This is a genomic window from Phenylobacterium sp. (genome assembly GCF_016793225.1).
In the GTDB taxonomy this organism is placed as follows: domain Bacteria; phylum Pseudomonadota; class Alphaproteobacteria; order Caulobacterales; family Caulobacteraceae; genus Phenylobacterium.
The window spans coordinates 1-10,843 of the sequence record NZ_JAEUMN010000054.1 but is presented as its reverse complement, the minus strand read 5'-3'; the positions used below and the strand labels follow the sequence as shown (position 1 = coordinate 10,843).

Here is a 10,843-nt window from a genome sequence, read left to right as displayed (position 1 = left end):
GGTCTCGGCGACGGTCTTCTACCATGACTATCGCGGCATCCGCTCGAACGAGACGACGCCGGTCACGGTGTTCCCGATCCGGATCGGCAACGGTCTCGAGGGCGAGACCTGGGGCGTGGAGGCCTGGGGCGACTTCGATGTCACCGAGCGCTGGCGGCTGAGCCTCGGCGGCTCGACGCTGGGAAAGGACTTCCGCGTCGCCCGCGGCTCCCTGGATCGCTCCAACCTGGCTGCGGCGGGCCACGACCCGGACTTCCAGGTCCTGCTCCGCTCGCAGTACCAGCCTACCGACCGCATCGATGTGGACGTCCGCCTGCGATACGTGGACGACGTGCCGGCCGAGCGCACACCCGGATATCTGCGGGCGCCGGCCTATGCCGAGGCGGACGCCCGGATCAACTGGCGCATCACCGACCGGGTCGAGGTCGCCCTCGCCGGGCTCAATCTGCTGGACGCGTCGCACCCCGAAGCCACCGAGCCCCGGCGAACGGAGATGAGGCGCAACTTCCAGGTTTCGCTCCGCTACGGCTGGTGACGGTGATCGGGCGCCTCGCCATCGCGGTCGCCGCCACATTCGCCGGCCTCGCAGAACGGGCGGCGGGCGAAGAGGGGTCGCTGGAGTACGCCGTGAAGGCCGCCTTCCTGCACCGGTTCGGCTCGTTCGTATCCTGGCCCGAAGGCTCCGCGGCGCCGCGCGCTCCGGTCCAGATCTGTGTGGTGGGTCGCGACCCGTTCGGCCCGACGTTGGACCGGGCCGTGCAGGGCCAGACGATCAACGGCCGCCCGATCGCCGTACGGCGCCTGTCGGTCATCTCGCCCGGCTCGGGCTGCGACATCGCCTACCTCGGCGGCTCTCCGGCCCAGTCGGTCGCCGCCGCGGCGCGCGCCGTCCTGACGGCCCCCGTGCTGACGGTGGCGGAGGTCCACGAGCCCGGCGTGGTGATCCAGTTCGTGCTCCGCGGCAACCGCGTGCGGTTCCACATCGACCGGCGCGCCGCCGAACAGTCGCGGCTGACGGTCAGCTCCAAGCTGCTCAATCTCTCGGTGGACCCGGGGGCATGACCAGCGCCCTGCCCCTCCGCGGTCCGGTGGCCTCCATGTGGGGCGCGATCGCGCTCCTGATCGCCGGTCTCGTGATCGGCGTGTTCAACGAGCGGACGTTCCAGGCCTCGCGCGCACAGGTCCTGCAGGCCCAGGCGCGGGTCCTGGCCGCCACGGTCGAGCCGGCCGTGGTCTTCGCCGACGCCATCGCGGCGCGGGAACTCGTCGGGGCCCTCGCGGCCGATCCTCAGGTGTCGGCGGCGGCCGTCTACGATGGCCGGGGCGCCCCGATCGCGATGCTCGAGACGCCGGGCGCCCAGCCCATGCCCAGGCGCGGCGCCGACGCCGTGCCCCGCCAAGGCGGGCGCAGCGCCGCGGCGGTCGCTCCGGTGACCCACGAGGGGCGCGAGATCGGTCGCGTCTATGTCCGCAGCGCCGTCCAGCCGCCGCTTGCCGTGGTCCAGCGGCATGCCGGTGTCGCGCTGCTGCTGCTGACCGCCATCCTGATCGTGGTGCTGGCGCAGGCCGCGCAGGCGGAGCAAGCCCGGGCGGCCCGGGAGTCCCGCGCGCGCGCCGCCGAACTCGCCGAGCTGAACGCGCGGCTTCAGCAGCAGATCGAGCGGCGCGAGACCGCCGAGGAAGCGCTGCGACAGGCCCAGAAGATGGAGACCCTGGGCCAGCTCACTGGCGGAATCGCGCACGATTTCAACAATCTGTTGCAGACCGTGCAGGGCGCGCTGGACATCATCTCGCGCAATCCGGGGGACGCCGAGCGGGTCGCCCGCTGGTCCCGGCTGGGCCAGGAGGCAGCCCAGCGTGGCGCACGGGTCACCGCGCAGCTCCTGGCCTTCTCCCGCGCCCAGAAGCTCGAGATCCGGGCGGTGGACGTCCGCGCCGTCATCGCGCGGCTGAGGGAACTGCTTCCGAACGCGCTGGGGACGGCGGTCTCCCTTCACTTCGAGGTGGGGGACGGCGAGCAGACGGTGATGGCGGACGAGACGCAGCTGGAGCTGGCGGTCCTGAACCTGTGCATCAACGCCCGCGACGCCATGCCCAACGGCGGCGACGTGGTCGTCTCCACCGCCCGGATCTCGGTCGAAGGCGATCCGGAGCTGCCGGCCGGGACCTACTTGCGGCTTTCGGTGGCCGACACCGGGGTGGGGATGCCGCAGGACGTGCGGGCCCGGGCCTTCGACCCGTTCTTCACCACCAAGGGCGTGGGCAAGGGCACCGGACTTGGCCTGGCCCAGGTGTACGGCATCGCCCGGCAGGCCGGCGGCACGGCGCGGCTCGAAAGCGCCACGGGCCAGGGCGCCACGGTGACGATGCTGCTGCCCCTGGCGCCCGACGCGCCGCGGGCCGAGGGCGAAGCGGCTGTGCCGACGCCTGAGGCCGTGGCCGGCGCACGGATCCTCGTGGTCGACGACGACGATGGCGTCCGCACGTTCGTGTGCGAGGCGCTCACGGCGATGGGCTATCGCTGCATCGCCGCTCGCGACGGCCAGAGCGGCCTGGAACAGCTGGCGGAAGAGCCCGTGGACCTGCTGATCGTCGACTACGCCATGCCCGGAATGACCGGGGCCGAGTTCGCGGCCGCGGCGCTGGCGACGCGCCCCGACCTCCCGATCATCTTCGCCAGCGGCTACGCGGAATCCGAGGCGCTCGACGCAGCCATGGGCCGGCCCACGTCCCTGCTGCGCAAGCCGTTCGACTCCCAGACCCTCGCGCGCCGCGTCGCCGAGGCGCTGAGCGCCGCCGCGGTCGGCTGAGCGGAAGCGTCCTGGTCGCGGAGGAGCTCAGGCTTCCCGCGTCTGCCGCCGCCAGAGCGCGGCGTACTCACCCTGGTTGGCCAAAAGTTCGGCGTGGGTCCCCCGCTCGACGATCCGGCCGCGGCGCAGCACGAGGATCTGGTCGGCGTCGGCGATGGTCGAGAGGCGGTGGGCGATCACCAGCGTGGTGCGGCCGGCCTTCACCTTGCGCAGGGTCTCCTGGATCGCCGCCTCGGTGGGGCCGTCCAGCGCGCTGGTGGCCTCGTCGAGGATCAGGAGGCGCGGGTTCGCCAGCAGGGCCCGGGCGATGCCGACACGCTGGCGCTCCCCGCCCGAGAGCTTGAGGCCCCGTTCGCCGACGCGCGTCGCCATGCCGTCCGGAAGGCCGTCGATGAAGGGGCCCAGCTCGGCCGCGTCGGCCGCCGCCCTCACCTCTTCCGCCGTCGCGCCGGGCCGCGCGAAGCCGATGTTGGCGTAGAGCGTGTCGTTGAACAGCGCCACGTCCTGCGGCACCAACGCCACCGCCCGCCGCAGCTCGGCCTGGCGCACCCGGCGCATGTCGACGCCGTCGATGGTCACACGCCCCCCCTGAGGATCCAGCAGGCGCATGGCGAGACGCACCGCCGTGGTCTTGCCGGCGCCCGAGGGGCCGACCAGGGCGACGGTCTGCCCGGGCTCGGCCGCGAAGGAGACGCCGAGGAGGCCCGACGAGCGGGCGTCATGGCGGAAGCTCACGTCCTCGAAGGCGATCGCCGCCCCCCGGCCGCTGGCGGGCGGCAGGGTCTCGGCGTCGGGCGCATCGACGATGTCGGGGGTGATCTCCCGCAGCGACACCATCTGCTCCATGTCGATCAGGCCCTGCCGGATCTCGCGATACTGGAACCCCAGCATGCCCAGGGGGGCGTAGAGGCCCGACAGCAGGAAGATCGCCGTGGTGATGTCCCCGATCTGCAGCCGCTCGCCCGCGACCTCCATCCCGGCCATCACCGTCATCGCCGCCAGGCCCACGTTCAGGATCAGCGACTGGGCGGCGTTCAGCAGGTTGAGCGAGCCGTTGGCCCTGGAGCTGGCGTCCACGTAGCGCGCCATCGCGCGGCCGTAGTCGTCCACCAGCCGGGTTTCGGCCCCGAAGGCCTTCAGGGTCTCGTAGTTCATCAGCGCGTCGGCCGAGAGGCCCGCGGCCCGGTTCTCGGCCTCGTTCAGCTCGCGCCGGTGCGACAGCCGCCAGTCGGTGATCTTGAACGTGATCACGGCGTAGAGCACGAGGGTGGCGAAGGCGGTCAGCGCGAACCGCCAGTCGAGCCGCACGACCATGACCACCATGGCGAGGACCAGTTCGACGAAGGTCGGGCCGAGGCTGAAGATCAGGCTGCGAATCAGGAAGTCCGTGGACCGCGCGCCCCGGTCGATGACGCGCGACAGCGTGCCGGTCTGCTTGGTCTGGTGGAAATCCAGCGACAGCGACAGCGCGTGGCCGAAGCTCTCCACCGCCGCGCGCGCCATGGTCGACTGCGAGACCCGGGTGAAGATGGCGTCCCGGGCGTAGGGCGCGCAGGCCGAAATCAGACGCAGCACGCCGAACGCGATGGCGAGGCCCACGAACTCGGCGCCGACCACCAGCCCGGTCCGCGCGGCCGGAGACAGCGTGTTGATCGCGTCGCCCAGCATGACCGGCGCGAGCACGCCGCAGAGCTTGCCCACGAAGACCAGCGTCAGGGCGGCCGCGATCCGCAGCCGCAACTGCGGCGCGCCCGAGCGCATGACCAGGGCGAACAGGTCCGACATGGAGGCCCAGAAGTCGAACTTCGCTTCCGCAGAGGCGACGGCGCCCGGACCGCCGAAGCGGCCGCGCATGATCTCGGCATGACTCAACGGCGAGGGCCTTCCATCTGCGGCGACGCTGGACTCATTCGAACTTGCGACTCCTAATGGTCCACGTTTCGGGTCGGCCCGCACGCCTGCAAGGGCGCGCGGGGCCCGCGTTCCCACTGGAGTACGCGTAATGCGGCGTCGCAGCCAACGCCTGGAGTCAGCCTGCGTGTTCTGCGGGTCGTCGGACGACGCCGATCCGGCGTTCCTGGCGGCGGCCGAAGCCTGCGGCAAGGGTCTGGCCGACGCCGGCATCCGGCTGGTCTACGGCGGCGGCGGGGTCGGGCTCATGGGGGCGGCCGCCCGCGCGGCGCACCGTGCGGGCGGCGAGGTGCTGGGGATCATCCCCACCTTCCTCGTCGCTGCGGAGCGCGCGCTGGAGACGGTGGAGCACATCATCGTCGACAACATGCACGAGCGTAAGATGCTCATGTTCCAGCGCTCGGACAGCTTCATCATCCTGCCGGGCGGCATAGGGACCCTGGAGGAAGTGGTCGAGCTGCTCTCCTGGCGGCGACTGGACCTGCACGCCAAGCCGGTCGTGTTCTACAACCCGCGCGGGTTCTGGGAGCCGCTGTTCAAGCTGTTCCAGCACACCGTCGACGAGCGCCTGACGCCCCCAGAGTTCATGCAGGCCTGGGTCGCCGTGGACACTGTCGACCAGATCGTCCCCGCGCTGCTGGGCCAGGGGCGGGAACTCTACCCGTCCGAAGCCGCCGTCGGCCGCAGGGGCTAGCCACGGCGCGGGCCGCGTGGATTTAACCTCTACTTAACTCTGTAGCGTGGCGGAAATACCACTGCTGCGGGAAATGGTCGCGCTAGGCCGTTCAGCCGAACAGTTCGGCGAACACGCTTAATCCGTCGGGCTTCCAAATCACGTACTAGAGGCACGTCTCTCAACTACCGATGGAAACCACATGCGCACCCTCCTCCTCGCCACCGCCTCCGCCCTACTGATGACCGCCGGCGCGGCTCAAGCCCAGGACTGGACCGGCTTCTACGTCGGCGCGACCGTCGGCTACGCCGATCGCTCGGAAAGCAGCGGCGAGAGCGTGCTGTTCGACACCAACCTGGACGGCACGTTCGGCGACACGGTCCGCACGGCGGCCGGCGCGGACGCCTTCTCGACCGGCTTCTGCGGCGGTTCGTTCAACACCAACGCGGCGCCCGGCGGCTGCCGCAAGGACGACAACGACGACTACGAGCTGTCGATCCGCGCGGGCTACGACTACCAGTTCGCGGGCAACTGGGTCGTCGGCGGCGTCATCGAGTACAGCGAGCTCCAGCTGCAGGACGCCGTCACCGCGTTCTCCATCACCCCTGCCGCGTACAACTTCACCCGCAAGCTGACGGACACCCTGGCGGTCCGCGCCCGCGGCGGCTACGCCATGGGCGACAGCCTGTTCTACGTGACCGGCGGCTACGCCCAGGGCGACGTCGAGCACAGCTTCCGCACCACCAACACCGTCAACGCGTTCCCGGAGCGGGGCGGCGGCAAGGCCAAGGGCTACCAGCTGGGCCTCGGCTATGAGCGGAAGATCACCCAGAACGTGACCCTCGGCGTCGAATTCCTGCGCACCAGCCTGGACGACGACGACTACGGCGTCCGCGCGGCCAACAACGGGACGACCGCGGCGACCAACCCGTTCCTGCTCGTCAACACCGCCGGCACGGACTTCCTGCGCTCGGACGACGACTTCGAGTACAACAGCTTCCGCGTGACGGCCGGCTGGCGCTTCTAAGCCCGCCGCGTCACCGAACGTTCTGCAGGCCCTCTCCAGGCTTCCTGGGGAGGGCCTCGCCGTTTCAGGGCTCTGGCGCGACCGCCCGCATGCGCCGGATGGCGGGGTCGGCCTCGATCTCCGCGGCCAGCCACGTCCGGAACGCGGCGATCTTCCGCGCGCGGCGCCGATCGCGGGCGTGGACCAGCCAGTATCCCACGTCGCGGCCGATGAAGACGTCGAACGGCTGGACAAGACGGCCGGCCGCGATGTCCGCCGCGAACATGACGGGCGAGCCGATCGCGACACCGCTGGACGCGAGCGCCGCCGCCACCTCCATGACCTGGTTGTCGGCTACGAGCCGCGGCGTCTCGGGGGACGGGCCGTCGCTTGAGACCCCCGCGGCGCGAAACCACGCGGCCCACTCGGCGTCGGACCCGACGCGCGGCGCGGCGATAAGGTCATGCGGGCGCGGCGACGCGCCCAGCGCCGCCATCGCCTCGGGCGAGACCAGCGCCGTCTGCGCCGCGGACACGAGGAAGTGGGCTTCCAGCGCGGGATCGGCGACGCCCCGGCTGGCCCGGATCGCGAGGTCCGCCTCGCCCCGCAGGAGGTCCCTGACCCGGGAGTCGGTGTCCACCCGCACCGCGATGCCCGGGTGAGCGACCTGGAAGCCGCCGAGCCGCGGCGCCAGCCATCGCATGGCGAACGTCAGCAGCGTGGTCAGGCTCAGGACGCCCTCGCCGGTGTCGACGATGTCGGCGAGCGCCGATCTCAGAGCTGTCATGGCCTCGCTCGACGCCCGCGCGAGGCGCTCGCCGGCCGGGGTGAGCGCCACTTCCCGGGGAAGGCGACGGAACAGGGGCTGGTCGAGACGACGCTCAAGAGCCTTCACCTGCCAGGACACCGCCGCCTGGGTCATGCCGAGCTCCTCCGCCGCACGTGTGAAGCTGAGCAGCCGGGCAGCCGCCTCGAACACGCGGATGGCGCTGAGCGGGAGTGTGGCGAGCGGGTCTGACATAAGTCTGGCTTATGCATACAGCAGCAGAACCGGTTTGTCGAAGGACGCCCCCGGGTCCACTTCCTCTGGCTATCGGACCACCAGATCGTGAGACGGACATGGAAGAGCTGCATCGGATCCATAAGGACGTTCCATTCGGCTATTGGGTGGAGTGGGCGCCGCCCGCCTTCCGCGCCCTCGCCCGCACATGGCGCGCCCTGACCGCCACGCGCGGGCGCCTGCTCACCCTGCGCTAGCGTCGCGGCGGATCCCCGAGCCCGCCTCGATCGCCACCGGGGTCTTCCGTCCGGCGCCGGACTGTCGCCTACTGGGCCCATGGCCGAGCCTGGCGGGCTGATCGAGGAATGGGTGCGCATCCCGGTCGCGGGCGGGCGCACGCTGTCGGCGCGGCTCTGGCGGCCGAGGGCCGGCGGCCCGGTCCCGGCCATCCTCGACCTGTCCCCCTATCGCGCGTTCGACCTTTTCAGGCCCGTCCTCGAGCCCCTCCTGCCCTGGTGGGCGCAACAGGGCTACGCGGTCTTGGCGGTGGACATCGCCGGCTCCGGCGGATCCACCGGGCTCCTCGGTGACGAGTACCTCGCCGGCGAGATCGACGATGCGGCCGCCGCCGTAGGTTGGGCGGCGGACCAGACCTGGTGCGACGGGGCCGTCGGCCTCTCAGGCCTGTCCTGGGCCGCCTTCACGGCATTGCGGACCGCGGCGCGCAGGCCCCCGGCGCTGAAGGCCATGGTGCTGGGTGGCGTCTCCGAGGACGGCTGGACCACCGACGTGCAGAACCTCGGCGGCCAGATGTACGCCGCCCGCGTGGACTGGGCCGGGGTGATGCTGATGTTCAACGCCCTGCCCCCGGACCCGCAACAGTTCGGCGAAGGCTGGCGCGCCGCCTGGCTGGCCCGCCTGGAGGCGAACCGACCCTGGGTCATCCCGTGGCTCAGCCATCCCGAGCGCGACGGCTACTGGCAGGCCAAGGCGGCGCCGATGGGCGACCTGCCCCTGCTGCTCTACTCGGGCTGGGCCGACAAGTACGCCACCTCGGTCCTGCGCATCGCCGCCGGCTGGAAGGGCCCGGTGCGCACGATCGTCGGTCCCTGGGAGCATGTGACGCCCGCGACGGCCGCGCGGGGTCCCCGGATCGGCTTCCTGCAGGAGGCGCTGCGCTGGTGGGACCAGTGGCTGAAGGGCCGCGACACCGGCGTCATGGCCGAGCCGCCGCTCCGCTACTGGCTGGGCGAGCCCGACCGCAAGGGCGGCCTGGAGCGCGGCGTCTGGCGCGGCGCCGAGTGGCCGTTCGACCCCGGCCTAGCCGCCGAGTTCCGGACGGCGCGGGACCCGGTCGTGCTCCGGCCGACGCCGCGCGGCGCCGCGGCGCTCTCTTCGGACCTGTACGAGGATGGTCCCGAACCCTGGCCGGTGGACGGCCTCTTCGCCGACGTGGCCGTCGCCGCCGACCTCGAGGTCGCCTCCGCGCCGGTGCTCACGTGCCGGGTGTCGTCCGACCGGCCGGGCGGCCTGCTTGTCGCGCGGCTCCTCGACATCGATCCGGAGGGCCGGGCCGTGCGGATGACCACCGGCGCCCTGAACCTCGCCTTCCACGACGGCTCGGGCCGCGCCGCGCCGCCGCAAGCGGGCGAGCCGATCGAGGTGGCCCTGCCCTTCCAGGCGGTCGCCTGGCGGCTGAAGGCCGGACACCGGCTGGGCCTTTCCCTCGCGGCCGACGGCTGGCCGACCCTGTGGCCGGGCCGAGCGGGGGCGACGCTCACCGTCGCGGACGTGGTGGTTCGCCTGCCTCGTCCCGGGCGGCCGGCGCCGGCCAGCCCCCGCTTCGAGGCTCCCGTCACCGCGGCGGGACCGGCGATGGCGGCCGCCCGCTGGCTCGATGCGGCGCAGGAGAGCTTCCTGCCCAGCGGACTCACGGGCGCCCTGGTCCGCGCGCCGCCGCCGTTCGCCTTCCACCTGCCAGCCACCGGCACGGACTACCGCGTCGCCTCGCGATTCGAACTGATGCCGACCGACGCCGGGCGGCAGGCCGCCGCCGCCAAGGTCTATCGCGCCGCGCTGGAGCGTCCGGGCTGGTCGATCCGGGTGAACACGCGGCTCGTGGTGCGCTCGGCGCCAAGCGCCTTCCTCGTGAGCTGGACCGTGCAGGCGTCCGAGAACGGCGCCGGCGTCTTCGACCGCAGCGGCGAGGCGAGAATCCCGCGCGGACCCGTCTAGAGCGCATCCCGCCGGGGATGAGGCTCCCGCAGGCGATCAAGATGCGCTCCAGGCAAGGGGCGACGAGCCCGTTCTCCCCGGATCGGCTTGATTCAAGCCGACCGGGACGGGCTCTAGGGGACGTTGGCTTCCAGCTCGTCGAGCCAGACGCGGGCCACGCCATCGCTCGGCGCCCGCCAGTCGCCGCGCGGCGAGAGCGCGCCGCCCGAGATCACCTTCGGCCCGTTGGGCACGGCCGAGCGCTTGAACTGGCTGATCTCGAAGAAGCGGAAGAGGAAGACCCCGAGCCACTTCTTGATCGTCGCCAGGTCGTAGGCGTTGCGCGCCTCGGCCGGGAAGTGCGGCGGCCAGGGCTCGCGCGCGGCGTCGCGCCAGGCGTGCCACGCCAGGAACGCCACCTTCGACGGCGCGAGCCCGTAGCGGGTGATGTGGAAGAGGTTGAAGTCCTGCAGCTCGTAGGGGCCGACCTTGGCCTGGGTCGACTGGATCGCGCCGGAGGCGTCCGCCGGCACCAGCTCGGGCGAGATCTCGGTGTCGAGGATCGACAGGAGGGTCGCGTTGGCCCCCTCGCCCAGCTGCCCGGTCTTCACCACCCAGCGGATCAGGTGCTGGATCAGCGTCTTCGCCACGCCCGGGTTGACGTTGTAGTGGCTCATGTGGTCGCCGACGCCGTAGGTGCACCAGCCCAGGGCCAGCTCGGAGAGGTCCCCGGTGCCCAGCACGATCCCGTCGCGCTGGTTGGCCAGGCGGAACAGGAAGTCGGTCCGCAGCCCCGCCTGGACGTTCTCGAACGCGATGTCGTAGACCGGCTCGCCATCGGCGAAGGGATGGCCCATCTCCTTCAGCATCAGGTTCGCGGAGGGGCGGATGTCGATCTCCTCGCCGGTGACACCCAGTCCCCGCATCAGCGCCCAGGCGTTCGACTTCGTGCCCTCGCTGGTGGCGAAGCCCGGCATGGTGAAGCCCAGGATGTCCGAGCGCGGCTTGCCGAGCCGGTCGAAGGCCTTGGCGGCCACGATCAGGGCGTGGGTGGAGTCGAGGCCGCCCGAGACGCCGATGACGATGTGCTTCGACTTCGTCGCCTGCAGCCGCTTCACCAGGCCCGAGACCTGGATGTTGAAGGCCTCGTAGCAGTCCTGGTCGAGGCGCGCCGGATCGTCGGGCACGAAGGGGAAGCGGTCCAGGGGCCGGATCAGGCCCACGTCGTC

10 protein-coding genes are annotated in these 10,843 nt (G+C 71.8%); 7 read left to right on the top strand and 3 right to left on the bottom strand.

The features are described 5' to 3' along the window. The 3 genes from JNK30_RS06565 to JNK30_RS06555 form a co-directional block, all read left to right on the top strand. The coding region (locus JNK30_RS06565; protein ID WP_293481257.1) for a TonB-dependent receptor at positions 1 to 535 on the top strand (535 nt) is incomplete at its 5' end. Then, positions 532 to 1,062, top strand: coding sequence for a YfiR family protein (locus JNK30_RS06560; protein ID WP_293481256.1), 531 nt, complete (start codon positions 532 to 534; stop codon positions 1,060 to 1,062). The genes JNK30_RS06565 and JNK30_RS06560, both read left to right, overlap by 4 nt. Beyond that, a complete protein-coding gene (locus tag JNK30_RS06555; RefSeq protein ID WP_293481255.1) occupies positions 1,059 to 2,810 on the top strand; it encodes an ATP-binding protein in 1,752 nt (583 codons plus the stop codon). The genes JNK30_RS06560 and JNK30_RS06555 overlap by 4 nt, the downstream gene beginning before the upstream one ends. Positions 2,811 to 2,837: 27 nt before the next feature. On the opposite strand, the gene JNK30_RS06550 is transcribed toward JNK30_RS06555, so the two are convergent. Beyond that, a complete protein-coding gene (locus JNK30_RS06550) occupies positions 2,838 to 4,664 on the bottom strand; it encodes an ABC transporter ATP-binding protein/permease (RefSeq protein WP_293481254.1) in 1,827 nt (608 codons plus the stop codon). 148 nt (positions 4,665 to 4,812) lie between these two features. Here JNK30_RS06550 and JNK30_RS06545 point away from each other — a divergent pair, with 148 nt between their 5' ends. Then, positions 4,813 to 5,415 (top strand): TIGR00730 family Rossman fold protein, encoded by a 603-nt coding sequence (locus JNK30_RS06545; RefSeq protein ID WP_293481253.1) that lies wholly within the window; start codon positions 4,813 to 4,815, stop codon positions 5,413 to 5,415. 181 nt (positions 5,416 to 5,596) lie between these two features. Continuing rightward, positions 5,597 to 6,421, top strand: coding sequence for an outer membrane beta-barrel protein (locus JNK30_RS06540; protein ID WP_293481252.1), 825 nt, complete (start codon positions 5,597 to 5,599; stop codon positions 6,419 to 6,421). A gap of 64 nt (positions 6,422 to 6,485) precedes the next feature. On the opposite strand, the gene JNK30_RS06535 is transcribed toward JNK30_RS06540, so the two are convergent. Further along, entirely contained in the window at positions 6,486 to 7,421 is a 936-nt protein-coding gene (locus JNK30_RS06535; RefSeq protein ID WP_293481251.1) for a LysR substrate-binding domain-containing protein, read from the bottom strand. Positions 7,422 to 7,519: 98 nt separating this feature from the next. Between JNK30_RS06535 and JNK30_RS06530 the strand changes: the two genes are divergently transcribed. Together JNK30_RS06530 and JNK30_RS06525 are read left to right on the top strand one after the other, a co-directional pair. Next, on the top strand, positions 7,520 to 7,657 hold the full coding sequence (locus JNK30_RS06530) for a hypothetical protein (RefSeq protein WP_293481250.1): 138 nt from the start codon (positions 7,520 to 7,522) through the stop codon (positions 7,655 to 7,657). Positions 7,658 to 7,736: 79 nt separating this feature from the next. Beyond that, positions 7,737 to 9,635 carry a CocE/NonD family hydrolase gene (locus JNK30_RS06525; RefSeq protein ID WP_293481249.1) on the top strand — a complete coding sequence of 633 codons (1,899 nt, stop codon included), beginning with the start codon at positions 7,737 to 7,739 and terminating at the stop codon, positions 9,633 to 9,635. A gap of 113 nt (positions 9,636 to 9,748) precedes the next feature. Here JNK30_RS06525 and JNK30_RS06520 read toward each other — a convergent pair. Next, positions 9,749 to 10,843 (bottom strand): NAD(+) synthase (locus tag JNK30_RS06520; RefSeq protein ID WP_293481248.1); only part of this gene is annotated, 1,095 nt, incomplete at its 5' end.